19 protein-coding genes are annotated in these 18694 nt (G+C 44.3%); 4 read left to right on the top strand and 15 right to left on the bottom strand.

Features of this window, described 5'->3' with window-relative positions; genetic code table 11:
* Positions 1–404: 404 nt before the first annotated feature.
* The 7 genes from FTW16_RS12780 to dusA all read right to left on the bottom strand — a co-directional run bounded on the left by FTW16_RS12780 (position 405) and on the right by dusA (position 7531).
* On the bottom strand, positions 405–1181 hold the full coding sequence (locus tag FTW16_RS12780) for a phosphoadenylyl-sulfate reductase (RefSeq protein WP_146491342.1): 777 nt from the start codon (positions 1179–1181) through the stop codon (positions 405–407).
* A complete protein-coding gene (gene cysI / locus FTW16_RS12775) occupies positions 1174–2901 on the bottom strand; it encodes an assimilatory sulfite reductase (NADPH) hemoprotein subunit (RefSeq protein ID WP_146491341.1) in 1728 nt (575 codons plus the stop codon). Before cysI ends, FTW16_RS12780 begins: the two co-directional genes overlap by 8 nt.
* Positions 2901–4766, bottom strand: a complete 1866-nt coding sequence (locus FTW16_RS12770; protein ID WP_146491340.1) for an assimilatory sulfite reductase (NADPH) flavoprotein subunit — start codon at positions 4764–4766, stop codon at positions 2901–2903. Before FTW16_RS12770 ends, cysI begins: the two co-directional genes overlap by 1 nt.
* Positions 4767–4889: 123 nt before the next feature.
* On the bottom strand, positions 4890–5120 hold the full coding sequence (locus FTW16_RS12765) for a hypothetical protein (protein WP_146491339.1): 231 nt from the start codon (positions 5118–5120) through the stop codon (positions 4890–4892).
* 190 nt (positions 5121–5310) lie between these two features.
* Entirely contained in the window at positions 5311–5982 is a 672-nt protein-coding gene (locus FTW16_RS12760; RefSeq protein WP_146491338.1) for a TIGR04219 family outer membrane beta-barrel protein, read from the bottom strand.
* A 135-nt stretch (positions 5983–6117) separates the two neighbouring features.
* Entirely contained in the window at positions 6118–6339 is a 222-nt protein-coding gene (gene pspG, locus FTW16_RS12755) for an envelope stress response protein PspG (RefSeq protein ID WP_017059950.1), read from the bottom strand.
* Between the two features lie 211 nt (positions 6340–6550).
* On the bottom strand, positions 6551–7531 hold the full coding sequence (dusA, locus tag FTW16_RS12750) for a tRNA dihydrouridine(20/20a) synthase DusA (protein WP_146491337.1): 981 nt from the start codon (positions 7529–7531) through the stop codon (positions 6551–6553).
* Between the two features lie 314 nt (positions 7532–7845).
* Here dusA and zur point away from each other — a divergent pair, with 314 nt between their 5' ends.
* Positions 7846–8304, top strand: a complete 459-nt coding sequence (gene zur / locus FTW16_RS12745) for a zinc uptake transcriptional repressor Zur (RefSeq protein WP_017059941.1) — start codon at positions 7846–7848, stop codon at positions 8302–8304.
* A 17-nt stretch (positions 8305–8321) separates the two neighbouring features.
* The gene (locus tag FTW16_RS12740; protein ID WP_017059940.1) at positions 8322–8783 is read left to right on the top strand and encodes a chemotaxis protein CheX; all 462 of its coding nucleotides are present in this window, start codon (positions 8322–8324) and stop codon (positions 8781–8783) included.
* Between the two features lie 157 nt (positions 8784–8940).
* Here the strand turns inward: FTW16_RS12740 and pgi are convergent, their stop codons facing one another.
* Entirely contained in the window at positions 8941–10593 is a 1653-nt protein-coding gene (pgi, locus tag FTW16_RS12735) for a glucose-6-phosphate isomerase (protein WP_146491336.1), read from the bottom strand.
* Positions 10594–10919: 326 nt separating this feature from the next.
* Between pgi and FTW16_RS12730 the strand changes: the two genes are divergently transcribed.
* On the top strand, positions 10920–11339 hold the full coding sequence (locus FTW16_RS12730) for a secondary thiamine-phosphate synthase enzyme YjbQ (protein ID WP_146491335.1): 420 nt from the start codon (positions 10920–10922) through the stop codon (positions 11337–11339).
* A gap of 97 nt (positions 11340–11436) precedes the next feature.
* On the opposite strand, the gene FTW16_RS12725 is transcribed toward FTW16_RS12730, so the two are convergent.
* From FTW16_RS12725 to FTW16_RS12715, 3 genes are read right to left on the bottom strand one after another with little or no spacing between them, the layout of a single operon-like run.
* Positions 11437–12642 carry a BamA/TamA family outer membrane protein gene (locus FTW16_RS12725; protein ID WP_146491343.1) on the bottom strand — a complete coding sequence of 402 codons (1206 nt, stop codon included), beginning with the start codon at positions 12640–12642 and terminating at the stop codon, positions 11437–11439.
* Positions 12643–12665: 23 nt separating this feature from the next.
* Positions 12666–13751 (bottom strand): alanine racemase, encoded by a 1086-nt coding sequence (alr, locus tag FTW16_RS12720; RefSeq protein ID WP_017065624.1) that lies wholly within the window; start codon positions 13749–13751, stop codon positions 12666–12668.
* 6 nt (positions 13752–13757) lie between these two features.
* A complete protein-coding gene (locus FTW16_RS12715) occupies positions 13758–15149 on the bottom strand; it encodes a replicative DNA helicase (protein ID WP_016767560.1) in 1392 nt (463 codons plus the stop codon).
* A gap of 176 nt (positions 15150–15325) precedes the next feature.
* Between FTW16_RS12715 and FTW16_RS12710 the strand changes: the two genes are divergently transcribed.
* The gene (locus tag FTW16_RS12710; RefSeq protein WP_132982593.1) at positions 15326–16210 is read left to right on the top strand and encodes a DUF481 domain-containing protein; all 885 of its coding nucleotides are present in this window, start codon (positions 15326–15328) and stop codon (positions 16208–16210) included.
* A gap of 181 nt (positions 16211–16391) precedes the next feature.
* Here the strand turns inward: FTW16_RS12710 and rplI are convergent, their stop codons facing one another.
* The 4 genes from rplI to rlmB form a co-directional block, all read right to left on the bottom strand.
* Positions 16392–16844, bottom strand: coding sequence for a 50S ribosomal protein L9 (rplI, locus tag FTW16_RS12705; protein WP_010434182.1), 453 nt, complete (start codon positions 16842–16844; stop codon positions 16392–16394).
* 38 nt (positions 16845–16882) lie between these two features.
* The gene (rpsR, locus tag FTW16_RS12700; protein WP_000090472.1) at positions 16883–17110 is read right to left on the bottom strand and encodes a 30S ribosomal protein S18; all 228 of its coding nucleotides are present in this window, start codon (positions 17108–17110) and stop codon (positions 16883–16885) included.
* 112 nt (positions 17111–17222) lie between these two features.
* Positions 17223–17612 (bottom strand): 30S ribosomal protein S6, encoded by a 390-nt coding sequence (gene rpsF, locus FTW16_RS12695; RefSeq protein WP_004741278.1) that lies wholly within the window; start codon positions 17610–17612, stop codon positions 17223–17225.
* 269 nt (positions 17613–17881) lie between these two features.
* Entirely contained in the window at positions 17882–18622 is a 741-nt protein-coding gene (rlmB, locus tag FTW16_RS12690; protein ID WP_009847889.1) for a 23S rRNA (guanosine(2251)-2'-O)-methyltransferase RlmB, read from the bottom strand.
* Between the last annotated feature and the right edge of the window lie 72 nt (positions 18623–18694).

The following is an 18694-nucleotide window of genomic DNA, read 5'->3' as shown; positions in this document are numbered from 1 at the left end:
AGCTTCTCTTCGTTGTGACTTGCATCACTTCGGAAGAGGCGGCCATTCTAGCGATTTAATTCTCAGTGTCAAACACTTTTGAAAATTAATTTCCACTTTCTAAAAGTAGGAGCGAATTATCGCTTAAAACTAGTTGCCTAACTAACATTCTGCGCTGAAGCCTTGCGGCGTCTGCCGTGTCAGTGAGGCGGCATTATAGAGATGTTCATCACATTGGCAAGTGTTTATTAAAGAAAAATGTAAAAATAACGATTACATGACGAATAAACACTCAAAGCCTTATTTATGCAACTTTAACTACAAAGTAACTACACAATAACCACAGACTTATCCACAACCACTCTGATTTTATCCCCTAGAAACTAAAAAACTGCCTAATGGCAGCTTTTTAAATAGCAATGACTCTAAATCCCAGAACCATATTGCTCTCCATCATCTTCATGGAGACCACATTCGCGTTTCAGCCCATTAAAACGAGTTTCCTCTTCAGTCATACCCGGCTCCCACTTCTTAGTTGTATGTGTATCTCCAACAGAAAGGTAACCCTGCTCTCGAAGCGGGTGATAACCGAGACCATGCTCTTCTAAGTAATAGTGAACATCTTTATTCGTCCAGTCGATTACCGGCAAGAATTTAAACACACCATTTTGGATGGATAAAATTGGTAGGTTTGCGCGCGATTGAGATTGCTCTCTTCTTAAACCGGAAAACCATGTCCCAGCCTCGAGCTCATCAAGCGCTCTTCTCATCGGTTCAACTTTATTAAGCTTGTTGTACTTCTCTATCCCTTCTATGCCTTGTTCCCAAAGTTTACCATATTGCGCTTCTTGCCAATTTGGGCTCTGTTGCGCACGAAATACTTGAAGGTTTAGAGTCAACTTCTTACTTAACTCATCTATAAAACGATATGTTTCCGGGAATAGGTACCCGGTGTCCGTCAGAATAACCGGAATGTCTGGTTTCGCTTGAGTCACTAAGTGCAGCATCAACGCTGCTTGGATTCCGAAACTAGAAGACACAACATGTGTCCCTTCTAAATTATCTAAAGCCCAACTAACTCTTTCTAATGCGGTTAGCCGCTCTAACTCTGCGTTGATTTGTCCAAGACGAAGTATTTGCTCCGTCTTAGTCAATGCGAGTAGCTCTGCTAACTTCAATTTTGAAGCGACAGAATTATGCATGCAGATCCCTCTTTGAAATGATCACCTCTTCGATGATGCCGGCTCGGATAGTGAAATCGCCAAAACCTTCATTGTCCTGTCGTTCCGTAGCCCAACGTCCCACCAGCGAATCAATCTCTTCTAAGATCTGAGCTGAAGTGATGTTCTCTTTATACATCTTCGGGATACGAGTTCCGGCTTTGTTGCCACCTAAGTGCATGTTGTAACGCCCCGGAGCCTTACCGACTAACCCCAGTTCAGCCAACATGGCACGACCACAACCGTTTGGACAACCAGTGATTCGAAGGATGATGTTATCTTCTTCTGGTAATCCATGTGTTTTCAGAATGTCTTCAACATCTGTAACAAACTCAGGAAGAAAGCGCTCAGCTTCTGCCATTGCTAGAGGACATGTTGGGAATGCCACGCACGCCATTGAGTTTTTACGTTGCTCACTTACCGCATCATCCATCAAACCATATTGACGCGCCAGTTTCTCAATTTTGGCCTTCTGACTTTTAGAGACACCTGCAACAATTAAGTTTTGGTTTGCAGTCATGCGGAAGTCACCTTTGTGGATCTTCGCAATTTCAGCAACGCCTGTTTTCAGCGCTTTACCTGGGAAATCAAGTAAACGACCATTTTCGATGAATAACGCTAAGTGGTGCTTACCATCAATGCCTTCCGCCCAACCGATACGATCGCCACGGCCAGTAAACTCATAAGGACGGCTTTCAGAAAACTCAACGCCTGCACGTTTTTCTACTTCCGCTTTGAATACATCAATACCAACACGGTCTAGTGTGTATTTGGTTTTTGCGTTCTTACGGTTCGAACGGTTACCCCAATCACGCTGTGTAGTCACAACGGCTGCTGCTACATCTAATGTCTTGTCTAGTGATACAAAACCAAAGTCGTCAGCTTTACGTGCATAAGTAGAAGTATCGCCGTGCGTCATTGCTAAGCCGCCACCCACTAACACGTTAAAGCCCACCAGTTTTCCGTCTTTTGCAATCGCAACAAAGTTAAGGTCATTGGCATGAACGTCTACGTCATTCTGTGGAGGAATCACAACCGTCGTCTTGAACTTACGCGGTAGGTAGTTACTACCTAGAATAGGTTCTTCATCGGTTGTTTCTAGTTTCTCACCATCTAACCAGATTTCTGCATAAGCGCGAGTCTTAGGTAATAGGTGTTCACTGATCTTTTTCGCCCACTCATATGCTTCTTGATGAAGCTCGGACTCAACCGGGTTTGTCGTACACAAAACATTTCGGTTGACGTCACCTGCAGTAGCGATTGAATCAATGCCAATACTGTTTAGCGTTTGGTGCATCAATTTAATGTTCGGTTTCAACACACCATGGAATTGGAAAGTTTGACGTGTTGTTAGACGGATAGAACCATAAGAGGTGCTTTCATCTGCGAACTTATCAATCGCTAACCATTGTTTAGGAGTGATGATGCCACCAGGCATACGCGCACGAAGCATGACATTATGTAAAGGTTCTAACTTTTGTTTTGCACGCTCGTTGCGGATATCACGGTCATCTTGTTGATACATACCATGGAAGCGGATCAGCTGAAAGTTGTCTGCGGTAAAACCACCAGTGATACGGTCTTGAAGATCTTGTTCAATCGTACCGCGTAGATTCTTACTTTCACGCTTCAAACGCTCATTGTCAGCCAAAGGTCCAAGTACTTGACCTAGCACTTCTTGCTCTATTACTTGCTTGCTCATTAGTACACATCCCTTTGGTAACGTTTCGCTTTACGTAAATCATTAATATATTGTTCAGCTTGCTCACGGCTCTGGTTGCCATGTTTTTCCGCTATCGTCACTAACGCTTCATGGACATCTTTCGCCATTCGAGTCGCGTCACCACAAACATAGAGGTACGCGCCCTCTTGCAGCCATTGCCAAACCTGAGCTGCTTGTTCGATTAAGCGATCTTGAACATAAACCTTTTCTTTTTGGTCACGACTAAAGGCAACATCCAATTTGGTTAGCGCACCAGATTTGAGGTATTTCTGCCATTCAACTTGGTATAAGAAATCTTGAGTAAAGGTACGGTCACCGAAGAACAACCAACTCTTACCTTCAGCATCATTGTTTTCACGCTCTTGAACAAAACTGCGGAACGGTGCGATACCGGTACCCGGGCCAACCATGATGATTGGTGTATTATCGTCTTGTGGTAATTTGAAGTTATTGTTGTTCTCAACAAACACCTTCACTTCACCACCTTCTTCAAGTCGTTGAGCTAAGAAGCTAGAAGCTCCGCCTAAACGAGACTCTTCGCCTTTTTGATATTCAACGAGGCCAACCGTTAAGTGAACTTCTTCATCTACTTCTGCTTGGCTTGATGCAATAGAATAGAGGCGTGGAGTCAGCTTACGTAGTAGGCCAATTAACTCATCAGCCGATAGCTTGGTTTTCTTTTCAGCTAGTACATCAACAATTTGAGTGTTGCCTGCATATTCACGAAGCTTGTCTTTATCTTCCACCAGCTTGATTAACTTCTTGCTGCCCGAAAGCTCAGCAAACTTAGTCACTAGTTGAGGATTTGAAGATGTAATTTCGAATTTACTGACGAGTGCACTATGAATAGAGAGGTTTTCACCATCCACATCTACGCTCTCGATACCAGAGAGCCCAACTTTAGCAAGAATCTGATTCGCTAATTCTGAACTGTTTTCATACCACACACCCAGTGCGTCACCCGGTTGATAAGTAATACCGGACTCATCCAGATCAATCTCGATATGACGAACGTCTTTACCCGAATCTCGACCTGTGATCTTTTGGCTCGTTAGCAAGGTTGCGGTGTAAGGGTTTTGCTTGGTGTACTGCGAATGACCAGCAGCAGCTTGACCTACTGGTAATTGAACCACCTCGGCCTCAGCGCCCGTCGACAGTGTTTCTTGTACTTGTGATAGAGCTTTAGCACGCCACTCGGTTGCTGCAGCTTCGTAATCCACGTCGCAGTCAAGACGATCAACAAATGATTTTGCACCAAGCTTAGCTAGGAAGTTATCGAAGTCTTTCGCCGTTTGGCAGAAAAACTCGTAGCTTGAGTCGCCCAGACCAATCACACCGTATTGTAGGTTTGATAATTTTGGCGCTTTCTTCGATTGTAGGAATTCATGCAACTCAATCGCGTTATCAGGGGCTTCGCCCTCACCATTGGTTGAAGCCACAAAAATGACGTGTGTCTCTTTGGCTAGATTCTTACCTTTATAATCACTGGCATCGAAAAGCTCGACAGCAATACCCAAGGCTTTAGCTTCTGCCTCAAGCGATTCAGCGACGCCTTTAGCATTACCTGTTTGAGATGCGAAGATAATGCTGAGCTTACCCGCCGGTTTAGCGGCTACTGCAGCAGCCGCTTGAGCGATTGGCGCAGCTGCACCTACAGGCTGAGCTTGGCTCACACCCCAAAGGTAACCACTGACCCATGCCAGTTGTTGTGAAGATAACTCAGAAACAGTGTGTTGAAGATGACCCAATTGTTGGTCATTAAGTGGTGCTGCTAGCCCAGGTAGTTCATTAACCCCAGACTGTGCATTATTATTTTGTGAAGACTCTTTCTTATTTAAAGACATGGTCACGACATCCCTAATCATTGCGTGACGATAGATTAACCACTCCTTTTAATAACAAGAAAGAATAGAAAAGTATGTTTTATAACTTTTTGGAAGTAAAAACCGATTGAAACGTAAATTGACTTACTGGTTTTCAATACGCACTTGCTGAAAGCCAACCGCCATTGCCGACTTAGATGCTAGGTCTAAATCCGCATAATGGCACTCCTCACCATGGACATCAGTAAGCAGAACAAAGCCGCCTCTCATATGGCGAAACTCCACAACCCAAGACCCTTCTTGTATTGAGGGCTCTATGATGGCTTCAACTAACAAATTTTCTCGATATAAATTGCGTAATTCATTGAGTGTCATATTCCATCCCTTGTTCTGACCCAACAGCATAGACCTTATAAGAGTAGACGTTAATCAGCTCTCTGTATAAGGATGGTCGAAAGTGATGAATGTGCTAACTAATTCCAGAAAGATATAATCAATAGATATAAAAAACGCCACTTAATAAAGTGACGTTCTTAAAATTCGTGCTAAGTTTGCTTTGTATGGCCTAGAAGCGTACTTCAGCACCCGCAAACCAACCATCGACCATAACGAAGCTCTTGCCTAGTTCAGAACTGAAGAACTCATCCGAGTCTAGATCGATAACACGGTAACCACCACGCAGGGCAATTTCAGATTCTGATACAGGAATTCGGTACTGAACACCTGCCATTAAATCAGTGCTCTTTATGCCACTGCTATCACCAAACTCCATCGTACCAATGATATCGAAGTTGGTATCAGGAACGTTGATCTCTGCGTTACCGTAAAAACTCCACGTGAACTCATCAAACGTCGATGTTTTCGCACCCGTCGCTTTTGGTTCGATGTAATTAGAGTTCGAGTACTGAGTAAACGTCACACCCGCATCGAAGTTCATCAACTTATGCTCTAGCAACGTGTAGTAGAATGTGTAGTCGTACTTATCAAAAGCCAATGCATCCGTATCAATAGACGTATAGCGGAAGCTAGCATTTGGCAGCATTGGGGCATTATGCTCAAATGCGAAATACACAGAAGGAGAGTTAGAGTCTTCATCTTGTCTAACTTCGTTTAGCTTAGTACTTCCCCACCACATATCGGCACCGACTTTAGCCGTGTAAGAAAACTCTTCTTCAGCAGCCACTGCCGAGCTTAAAGATAGCATTCCCACTAAAGCAATTAATGGCATTTTATTCATTTGAGATAGCTCCAATTCCATATCGTAGTGCTAATTGTATGCACATTCACAGATTATTGGGGAAAATTCTACCACACATATTAAATTCTAAAACGATAAACCGCTGACGAGTAAAGATTTGACGGCACTATGACCTTAGTAACGTCTCTGGTTAGAACTGTGTACAAAGTTTTTGAAAAACCACACACCGATTGCAATCACGATCAACCAAGGCAGCAATTTAAACACGACACCCATCATACCTAAGACCAACATGACTAGTAACGCTACTCCAGTTGCAGCTAATACAGTCATAAAGGTAATACCTGTCACAAGTAGCGTAGCAACGAAAATCAGAACAAAGATTAATTCAAACATAATGGTCTCCCTAATGAGTTAATGACCTATCTTTCCTACTTTCTAACATTGCAGCTTCTGTACCAAGTCACCAAAAACAATAAAAGCCTTATTTATCAATATAATAAAAAGCCACACATTCTCATACGTGGCTTTTCAAATAAATCAGAGTGGTAAATTTAGCCTCTAATGGCGAATTTAACCTTACGTAGACTCTTCACCTTGAGAGAGGTTATACGTTCAGCTCTTTAGGAATCTTAGCCAATGCCGTCTGCATTACTTCAATACCTGCGCCTTTCTTATGTGCATTTTCGCTGATGTAGCGACGCCATTGCCTTGCACCAGGCATGCTTTGGAACAAACCAAGCATGTGACGAGAGATATGTCCTAGGCTCGCACCATTTGAAAGTTCACGTTCGATGTACGGGTACATCTCTTCCACAACTTGTGAGCGTTTCTTAATTGGCGTATCTAAACCAAAGATCTGTTGATCAACTTCCGCAAGAATAAATGGACTATGGTAAGCCTCACGACCAATCATCACGCCGTCAAGGTGCTGAAGATGTTCTTTAGTCTGTTCTAACGTAGTGATACCACCATTCACAGCAATCACAAGATCAGAGAAGTCTTTCTTGATTTGGTATGCACGATCGTAGTCTAGAGGTGGGATCTCACGGTTCTCTTTCGGGCTAAGACCACTCAACCACGCTTTACGTGCGTGAATAGTGAATTGTTCACAGCCGCCCTTTTCAGAAACCGTTGAGATGAACTTCGTCAGAAACTCATATGAGTCTTGGTCATCGATACCAATGCGAGTTTTCACCGTGATTGGAATATCAGTGACTTCTTTCATCGCTGATACACAGTCTGCTACCAGCTCTGGTTCAGCCATTAAGCACGCACCAAAGCGACCGTTTTGAACTCGGTCTGAAGGGCAACCTACGTTAAGGTTAACTTCATCATATCCGCGCTCACCAGCCAGTTTGGCACAAGCAGCAAGATCGACTGGATTTGAACCACCAAGTTGAAGAGCCAGTGGGTGCTCTTGCTCACTGTATTCTAGGAAATCGCCCTTACCGTGTAAGATCGCGCCTGTTGTTACCATTTCCGTGTACAGAAGAGTCTGCTGAGATAGCAAACGGTGAAAGTAACGACAGTGGCGGTCAGTCCAATCGAGCATTGGAGCGACAGACAACCTACATGAATGTGTCATGGCAAAGTACCCTAGTAGCGAGTCAAAAAAATATGCTGGAATACCCAGCAAAAGCAAGATCGGCTATTGTAAATGCTATGCCCTGTTTGTGCTATATGAACTTTGCCTCACATTTTTTTATAAACCTATTCATCAGATCTCTAATTCAGTCTCATTAATCAGTTATGCCTTGAGTCACACTGTCATTTTGAGTTACCTTGTCTTATTCAAAGTCGTGGGTCACAATACGCTCTGTACCTGACTTTAATAGAAATCAATGGCTCCTTAGCCGAAATAACCTGAAAATAGGGTTTGTTTTGAGGATGTCCGATTGAATGGTGAAGAATTTGGACCACACATTAATAGAGCAAGTTGAAGGGATATGCGCATCGCGTGGCGTTAGATTAACGCCTCAAAGAAAGCGAGTGTTTGAGCTCATCCTCTCTAATAAGAAAGCCTCTAGTGCTTATGAATTATTAGAGCAATTGAAAGTCAGTGAGCCGCAAGCCAAGCCACCTACAGTATATCGCGCTTTGGATTTCTTGTTGGAGCAAGGTTTCATTCACAGAGTTGAGTCAACCAATAGCTTTATATGCTGCTGTTCTTGTAATGCCAACAAACATTTCTCCCAACTACTGATCTGCGATAAATGTGGCACTGTGATAGAACTGCAAGACGATGCGCTTGTCACCCTACTCGCCAGTAACGCTGAGAAGCATGGCTTTCAATTGACTAATCATGTCATTGAATCGCATGGCATTTGCCAATCTTGCTCCTCCGAGATGAAAGAATAAGATTATAGAAGAACATTATGCGCGCTGAATTTGTAAACCCGTTTTTAGCTTCTTTGATGAACGTATTAAAAACGATGGCTTCTCTAGAATTGAAGCCACAAAAACCGAGAGTTAAGAAAGATGAAATCGCTCGTGGTGATGTATCCGGCCTAATTGGTATGGTGGGTACACAATCTCGTGGCTCAATGTCGATCACCTTTGATGAAGGTCTCGCCCTCGAAATCATGGAAAACATGCTCGGTGAACGACCAAACGGCCTCAACGAAGAAGTAACCGATATGGTGGGTGAAATCACTAACATGGTGACTGGCGGTGCAAAACGTATTCTTGCTGAAAGCGGCTTCGACTTCGACATGGCAACTCCAATCGTGGTTTCCGGTAAAGGACATACTATTCGTCACAAGTGTGACGGGGCAATCATCATCATGCCTTTCTCATCTCAATGGGGTAATGCTTTCATCGAGATCTGTTTCGAATAGAAATAGTCACTGTAAGTATTTAGAATATTTAAGAGGCTGACAGACACGTCAGCCTTTTTATTACCTGCGATTTAACCATTGCTTGCTCTACAGATACAAAAACGCCAACCCGAAGGTTGGCGTTTTACATTTATTACTTAGTTTTACTCAAACAGTCTTAAGCTTTCAGCGCTTTAAATGCGTTGATTAGACCATTCGTTGAGCTGTCGTGAGACGTTACTTGAGCATCATCAGCAAGCTCTGGAAGAATTTGGTTTGCTAGTTGCTTACCAAGTTCTACGCCCCATTGGTCGAAGCTGAAGATATTCCAGATAACACCTTGAACGAAGATCTTGTGCTCGTACATCGCGATTAGGTTACCTAAAGAGCGAGGTGTAATTTGCTTAACAAGAATAGAGTTCGTTGGGCGGTTACCTTCAAACACTTTGAAAGGTACTAGCTCAGCAACTTCTTCAGCTGTTTTGCCAGCAGCTAGGAATTCAGCTTCCACTGTTTCTTTTGTCTTACCGAATGCTAGTGCTTCAGTTTGAGCAAAGAAGTTAGACATTAGCTTCTGGTGGTGATCAGATGCTGGGTTGTGGCTGATTGCAGGCGCGATGAAGTCTGATGGGATCAGCTTAGTGCCTTGGTGAATCAGTTGGTAGAAAGCATGTTGGCCGTTTGTACCTGGTTCACCCCAGATGATAGGACCTGTTTGGTACTCTACTGGGTTGCCTTCACGGTCAACAAACTTACCGTTCGATTCCATGTTGCCTTGCTGGAAGTAAGCAGCAAAACGGTGCATGTATTGATCGTAAGGTAGAATTGCTTCTGACTCAGCGCCGTGGAAGTTGTTGTACCAAATGCCGATAAGCGCAAGGATAACTGGGATGTTGCTTTCAAACTCAGTTGAAGCAAAGTGGTTATCCATCTCGTGAGCGCCATCTAATAGCTCTACGAAGTTATCGAAGCCAACAGATAGTGAGATAGAAAGGCCGATTGCAGACCATAGTGAGTAACGACCACCAACCCAGTCCCAGAATTCGAACATGTTGTCAGTATCAATACCAAACTCAGCGACCGCAGTTGCGTTAGTTGATAGTGCTGCGAAGTGTTTAGCTACGTGTGCGTTATCACCCGCTTCAGCCAAGAACCAATCACGAGCAGAGTGCGCGTTAGTCATTGTTTCTTGAGTAGTGAATGTTTTAGATGCCACTAAGAATAGTGTCGTTTCTGGGTTTAGAGGCTTAAGTGTCTCAACAATGTGAGTGCCATCTACGTTAGAAACGAAGTGCATGTTTAGACGAGTTTTGTATGGCGTTAGCGCTTCAGTCACCATGTATGGACCAAGGTCCGAACCGCCGATACCGATGTTAACTACATCAGTGATCTCTTTACCTGTGTAACCTTTCCACTCACCAGAAACGATACGGTGTGTGAACAGCTCCATTTTTGCTAGTACTGCATTTACTGCTGGCATTACGTCCTTGCCATCAACCATTACTGGCTTATCACTACGGTTACGTAGAGCAGTGTGAAGCACTGAACGACCTTCAGTCTTGTTGATTGCATCACCACCGAACATTGCTTCGATTGCAGACTTAACTTCAGTCTCGTTCGCAAGAGCAAATAGGTGCTGCATCGTTTCAGCATCGATAAGGTTCTTAGAGTAATCTACTAAGATGTCAGAACCGAAACGAGTAGAAAAGCTCTCGAAACGCTTTGCATCTTGAGCAAACAGCTCTTTCATATCCATATCTTGAGCAGACTCAAAATGTGCAGTTAGAGCTTTCCACGCTTGTGTTTGCGTTGGGTTGATATTTTTCAACATGGTATCTATCCCGATGTTACTGTAGGTTTTATTCTAAACGTCACCTGGGTGATGAATAGAACCCCCGATTAGGCGAAAGTTTATATTTTTCTGTGATGACCAAACCTCGTCACCACTGAAAGATTCTTTGTAATTTTTTTTCACGACGTATTATGCCGCATATGAAGAGCTGTACCTTGAGATAAATCAGGATTCGATTTCCTGATAGAAGAATCGGTACAGACTCTAGCTCTAACATAATTAAATGTGAGCGATACCTGATAAATTCAAGTTCAAAAGATAGCGTTAAACCACTTTTTTTCCAAATACATTATAAAGGATGGCGTATGTGGATTCAGAAGACTATACACCTAAATGCACGAAAGCGTGGATTCCATCTCATTACTGATGAAATTGAACAACAGATACACGATATCAATTCTCTATCTGTTGGTTTATTACATCTTTTTATCCAACATACCTCTGCCAGCCTCACGCTAAACGAGAACGCTGATCCTACCGTCCGTACCGATATGGAATCACACTTTAATAAGTTTGTACCTGAGCGAGCACCCTACTACAGACACACCTATGAAGGCGATGATGACATGCCAGCCCACATTAAAGCATCGACACTTGGCACCAGTGTGACAATACCAATTAGCAATGGTCGTTTAGCTTTAGGAACATGGCAGGGCATTTACTTAGGTGAGCATCGAGATTGTGGTGGCAGCCGTACGGTTGTTGCTACGATTCAAGGTGAGTAGACGGTTTGAAAGCTAGATCTTCTTAATAAAAAAAGAGTGGTGTGTTTCCACAACCACTCTTATAAAAATAGTATTGGCCTACTGTAGGCCGAAAGCTTTAGAAGGGCTGGTTTATCATAACCCTAAAGGTCCCTTCATCACCGCCTCGCGCCAACTCAGCACGTACAACAATGCCTTCCACTTGGAAACGAACCGCGCCACCTAAGCTCCATTTCATGTCCGAGTGCAGTGTTTTGATGTCGTACTCATCCGCAACGCGCCCCAATTCAGCAAACGCTACCCATTGCCACCAAGGCAAGTCGTAGTAATTAATCAATGGGATATCGCCCAAAGGTTGCCAGTCAGGAATCACTCGGTACTCAGCAGAGTAATGAACCGCAGAACGTCCGTGGTAGCGACCTCCGGTATAACCTCGTAATCGATACAAGCCACCCAATCGAGCTTGTTCAGTTTCCGGTGGGCGAGCACAATCTTGCCCAGAGCAGTTATCCCAGGTTGGAGTATCAACAGTATAGAAATCGAGTGCCACGACTTGTTGGTCGAACAGGTCACCTAAAGGGCCTAATGCGAAGTACTGACTGTTTTGGAACGTCCACTTCAACCATAAATCGTCGTTAGACCAGCTTTCTGCGCCAGTGGTGAATTCAAGGTTAGTATGAGAGCCCGTGGTTGGGTTACGTGTGCTATCCCGGTTATCCCAATCAAACGCTAAGCTAAAGCCTGTCGCCTCTTCACTATTATTTAAACCTTCCAACTCACGGGAAGTATAAAAAGGCGTAAAGATTATCGAGCTGACACCCGACTCAACTGGTGAATCAAAGCTCACATCTTTGATAGGTTGAAACGCACCCAGCAAACCATGCTCGGCAACATTGCCCCAAGGCAACAAATACTTAAACTCAAACTGGTAGTTTTCTTCTAAGCCATCGGCAATGGTTTTATCATCAATTGATGAATCGTTATCCCCTTGAGAGCCGATATAATACGGGTTTTCATTGAAGCGAGCTTGGTACATTTGAGTACTGAACAACACGTTCTCAGATAGAGCGAAATTAAAAGCTGATAGAAAACCGACATAGCTGTCTTTATCTGAATAAAGCGCCATACCAAACAGGGCAGCTTGAGGTTGCCAAACACCCTTTGCGACACCAGCAACCCCAAAAGTATTACCCATGGTTTCGGTGCTGAAGTAGAAAGGGACAAAGGCCGAGTCTTTTTCTTCGCTAAGGGCTGAAGAAGAAAAGCTGACACCGAGTAGCGCCATTGCTGACATCACTAGTTGTCGAGTCGTTCGCTTGAACATCATTTACTTTACAATATCCATAGCTACTTCACATATTCCATCGCCACACGTGAAGTCAGTTTAGTGACCAGTTCGTAAGCGATAGTACCGATATGTTCTGCGACTTCTTCTGAAGGCAAATCTTTACCCCATAATGTCGCTTCATCACCGACTTTATCTGCCGCATCAGGGCCAAGGTCTACGGTTAGCATGTCCATGGAAACACGTCCTGCGATCGGTACTTTTCGACCGTTAACGAACACTGGAGTGCCGTTAGGTGCTGTACGAGGATAACCATCACCATAACCAATCGCGATCACACCAACCTTGGTATCTCGCTCACTGGTCCAGTTTCCGCCATAACCCACACTCTCACCGGCTTTCACATCGCGCACTGCAATCAGGTGTGAGGTCAGGGTCATCACTGGCAAAAATCCAAGCTCTTGCGCTGATTTATCCACAAACGGAGACACACCGTAAGAGATGATTCCCGGACGAACCCAATCAAGGTGGCTGTCAGGCCAAGCGAGTAAACCCGCAGAGGCAGCAAGTGAACGCTCACCTTCACAGCCTTCGGTAAGAGACAAGAAAAGCTCGGTCTGTTCAACGGTGGTTGCTCTATCCAGTTCATCAGCACAACCGAAGTGGCTCATGTAACGTAGAGGTTTGGCAACATTCGCACATTGATGCAAACGCTCAACAAAGTTTTGATATTGCTCAGGGCGAACACCTAATCGGTGCATACCACTGTCGACTTTTAGCCATACCACAACGGGGGTTTCCAAATCCGCATTCTCTAGCGCGCTTAATTGCTCTTCACAATGCACCACAGTTTGAATGTTATTGGTCACCAAAATTGGCAAATCGCCCGAAGAGTAAAACCCTTCCAGCAACAAAATAGGTTTAACAATGCCACCAGCACGAAGTTGCAACGCTTCTTCAATACGCGCCACACCGAATGCATCAGAGCTTTTTGAATGCTTGGCAATATGCAGTAAGCCGTGTCCGTAGCCATTGGCTTTCACAACAGACATGACCTTACACTGAGGAGCCTTCGACTTTATCTGGTTCAGGTTATGTTCGAGCGCGTTTAAGTCAATGCTCGCCGTCGCCGCTTTCATGTAAGTCATTAGCGATTACTCATCATCAAATGCAGGGCCTGCATAGTTATCAAATCGGGAGTGTTGGCCTTGGAACGTAAGACGAACCGAACCGATCGGACCGTTACGTTGCTTACCAAGGATGATCTCAGCAATGCCTTTCAGTGAACTATCTGGGTTATAAACCTCATCACGATAGATAAACATGATTAAGTCGGCATCTTGCTCAATCGAACCTGATTCACGCAAATCCGAGTTTACTGGACGCTTATCAGCACGTTGCTCTAGGGAACGGTTAAGCTGAGAAAGTGCGACAACCGGAACATTCAGTTCTTTTGCTAACGCTTTCAATGAGCGAGAAATCTCGGCGATCTCAAGAGTACGGTTATCAGATAACGAAGGTACACGCATTAATTGAAGGTAATCTATCATGATCATAGAGATACCATCGTGTTCACGAGCGATACGTCGAGCACGAGAACGTACTTCGGTTGGAGTCAGGCCCGAGCTGTCATCGATATACATATTCTTCTTATCCATCAGAATACCCATACTCGACGAAATACGAGCCCAATCTTCATCGTCTAACTGACCGGTACGAATCTTGGTTTGGTCAACTCGAGAAAGTGACGCAAGCATACGCATCATCAGCTGTTCGGCTGGCATCTCTAACGAGAAAATTAAAACAGGTTTGTCTTGCTTCATCGCTGCGTTTTCACACAAGTTCATCGCAAACGTGGTTTTACCCATCGATGGACGAGCAGCAACGATGATTAAGTCAGAACCTTGCAGACCTGCTGTTTTCTTATTGAGGTCGTTGAAACCTGTATCGACACCGGTCACACCATCTTGCGGTGTTTTATACAAGATCTCGATACGTTCTAGTGTCTTCTCTAGAATGCTATCAACGTTTTGTGGACCTTCGTTTTCACTTGCACGGCCTTCGGCAATCGCGAAGACTTTACTTTCAGCCAGATCAACAAGCTCTTCCGATGTACGACCTTGAGGATCATAACCAGAATCAGCAATCTCATTTGCGACACCAATCAGGCTACGAACAAGTGCACGCTGCGCCACGATATCCGCATAGGCGTTGATGTTTGCGGCACTTGGGGTGTTTTTCGCTAGGTCAGCAAGGTAGGCAAAGCCACCCACTTCTTCAAGTTGCTCACGCAGCTCTAAATGTTCAGAGAGTGTAATAAGATCCAGAGGAGAACTTTCTTCAAGGATATCCTTTACCGCTTCAAAGATCAGACGGTGAGGACGGCTATAAAAGTCTTTGGCCACAACCTTTTCAGCAACCGTATCCCAGCGTTCGTTATCCAATAACAAACCGCCAATAACAGATTGCTCAGCTTCTAATGAATGTGGCGGGACCTTGATGGCGTCCACCTGATCGTTGGCTGATTTCTGACTTTTGGTATCCACTATGACTACACTCAATAACTAATAATGATCGTTCATTATACCCAAGAACATCCGTTTGTAATCCGATCCTATGAGTTTGTTTTATTCTTCAGGAAGAATTTACCTATTGCTGACGGAATTAACCAAGGGTAGCATTACGATCCTGCCATTCATTCACTGTATAACTTGAGGTATGCGTGTCCAAATTATTGGCTCTGAGCACTGGTCTTCTAAGCATCGGCCTCCTGAGCACTCCGTTGGCCTTAGCTGATGATACTAAAGCCTCTGTTGATGCAATCCTCGACTCTATAGTAGTACCAGAACCTACTGCTGAGCCGATCGTCGTTGCACCGACATCTGAAGAAAAAGATATGGATATCGCACCGAATGATACGAGTGATACAGAACTGCCGAACCCACTGAAAACGGAAGTCGAATTTGGATATCAGTCGCATACTGGCAATTCGGATTCACGGTCGCTTAACGCACGCCTTAACGGTGAATACACGGCAGGCCGCCATAGAACCAGTGGTGAATGGAAATACTACAACCTCTACAAAGATGGCGAAGAAGATAAAAGGCAGTCAACTTACTCGGCTCAGAGTGACTACAAGTTAAGCCCTAAAACCTATCTCTACGGCAGCTTTAAAGGTGTCGATTCTCGATACAGCGCCTACTTTAAGGACTACACCGTTTCTAGTGGTCTGGGTTACCAGTTTTCGAATACCGAAGAGTTTGTGCTGGAAGTCGAAGTTGGGCCTGGTTTTCGTTACCAAGAGCCAAATCTTGATGAGCTAGACGACGATGACATCATCTTTCCGGAGATTGTTGAAGAAGCGATTTTTCGTGGCAACGTGAATACGTCTTGGCAGGTCTTGAAGAATTTACAGCTCAAGGCAGACGTGACGCTTGTGTCTGGCCACAGTAACCTAAAGTTTGATACCGAACTCGAAGCCATCAATGATATTACCGACAATATCGCACTAAAGATCGCTCACTCTCGCCAATACCACGATAAAGTGCCTGAAGGATTAAGCAAAGAAGACTCTATTCTATCTATCAACCTGCTATTCCAATTCTAATCTTAAGACTACTTCTAACCTTGAGAACGACCAGTTCAGCAATAACAGCTTATGGATCACTGTAAGCTTTTTACTTACCACAGCCCTTCCTTGTACTTTCCTATATTCCAGACATAAAAAAACACCAGCCGAAGCTGGTGTTTAAAACTTTCAAAAGAAAGAATTCGTCTTGGTACTGAAATTACTCAGCTGCAACGATAGCGATTTTCGCAGTAGCAAAAACTTCAGAGTGAAGTTGGATGCTTACTTCGAATTCGCCGATGTTACGTAGAGCGCCTTCAGGTAGGCGTACTTCGCTCTTAGCTACTGCAACACCTGCCGCTGTAATAGCGTCAGCGATGTCACGAGTACCGATAGAACCGAATAGTTTACCTTCGTCACCAGCTTTAGAAGCGATTGTAACGCCTTCTAGAGTGTTAACGCTCTCTGCACGAGCTTCAGCAGCAGCTAGTTGCTCAGCAACTTTAGCTTCTAGTTCAGCACGACGAGTTTCGAACATAGCAACGTTGTCTTTAGTTGCCATAACTGCTTTACCCTGTGGGATAAGGAAGTTACGAGCGTAACCAGATTTAACGTTTACTTGGTCGCCAAGGCCACCTAGGTTACCGATCTTATCAAGTAGAATAACTTGCATTATCTTAGTCCTCTTAAACTATTATTAACTATTACCGATTACTGATGCTTGTCAGTGTACGGTAGTAGAGCTAGGTAACGAGAACGCTTGATAGCGCGAGCTAGTTGACGCTGGTACTTAGCGCTTGTACCAGTGATACGGCTAGGTACGATTTTACCAGCTTCAGTGATGTAGTTTTTAAGAGTTGCTACGTCTTTGTAGTCAATCTCTTGTACGCCTTCTGCAGTGAAACGGCAGAATTTACGACGACGGAAGAAACGAGCCATGGGCTATCTCCTGATCTTAAATTTAGTAAAGCGGTCTTTCACAATTATCGAAATAACTATCAATGACCTAAAACAAGTTGAGAATTTTTTAAGGCGTTAAGCCAAAAAAGAATTACTCAGCAGCTGCTTCTGGTTTAGCTTCTGTACGCTCTTCGCGACGAGGAGCACGCTCTGCACGCTCTTCTTTTTGCTTAAGCATAATAGATTGCTCAGTCACAGCGCCTTTAGTGCGCATGATCATGTTACGTAGAACTGCATCGTTGAAACGGAAAGCAGTTTCTAGCTCGTCAATCACTTCTTGACCAGCTTCAACGTTCATAAGAACGTAGTGAGCTTTGTGAAGCTTGTTGATTGGGTAAGCCATTTGACGACGACCCCAGTCTTCTAGACGGTGGATAGTACCGCCAGCTTCAGTGATAGAACCAGTGTAACGCTCGATCATGCCAGCAACTTGCTCGCTTTGATCAGGGTGAACCATGAATACGATTTCGTAATGACGCATTTGGTTGCTCCTTACGGATTATTAGCTTCCACGAGTGGCCCGGTCGTCCAGAGGAAGCAAGGAACTAAAGATAAATGACCGAGTTTTAAGGACGGCAAATATTATAGAAAGAGCTCGGTATTAGCAAGTGATATTTGGCGAATAATGAAACAGTTTCTCTTTCGCCATCTAGCCATCCAGCAATCGCATTTTCCACCCTATTTGAGTCTATAAAACAAACGCCCATCACCTAAGTAATGAGCGTTTAATATTTGAATTTTTTCAATCGATTACTGAGCTAAACGCTGACGTACCGCTTCGAACAGACAGATACCTGATGCTACCGAAACGTTTAGGCTCGACACGCTACCTGCCATTGGGATCTTAATTAGGTCATCACAGGTTTCACGCGTTAGACGACGCATACCGTCACCTTCTGCACCCATAACTACCGCAAGAGGGCCCGTTAGCTTCGCTTGGTAGATATCATGCGTTGCTTCACCTGCCGTACCCACAAACCATACGCCCTGCTCTTGCAGTGCACGCATTGTACGAGCTAGGTTAGTCACTCGTACTAGTGGAACCGTTTCTGCTGCGCCACAAGCAACCTTACTTACTGTTGCCGTTAGCGGCGAAGAACGGTCTTTAGGAACGATAACAGCGGCCACACCTGCGGCATCTGCATTACGTAAGCAAGCACCTAGGTTATGAGGGTCTGTTACGCCGTCTAGAACCAACAGCAGAGGTTGTTCGTGCTGCGCAAGGATATCGTCTAGGTGAGTTTCATTAAGCTGCTTAGCAGGCTTCACCTTAGCAATAAGACCTTGGTGATTTGCACCCTGTGCTTTTTCATCAAGCGGCTTACGGCCCATTTGTTGAATCGACACGCCAAATTGCTGCAGTTGATTCAGTAATGGAAGAAGGCGATCGTCTTGACGACCTTTAAGCACGTACGCTTCAATAAAGCGTGCTGGATCTTTTTCTAGTACGGCTTTCACCGCGTGAATACCGTAAATAAATTCGTTACTCATTGTCTCTGGTTACTCTTATTGCTCAGAGATGAAGGCATCAAACCCGATGCACCCACCTCTGTGTTGTTTATT

The organism is Vibrio sp. T20, assembly GCF_007858795.1.
Lineage (GTDB): Bacteria > Pseudomonadota > Gammaproteobacteria > Enterobacterales > Vibrionaceae > Vibrio > Vibrio satsumensis.
This window is presented reverse-complemented; position numbering and strand designations above follow the sequence as displayed.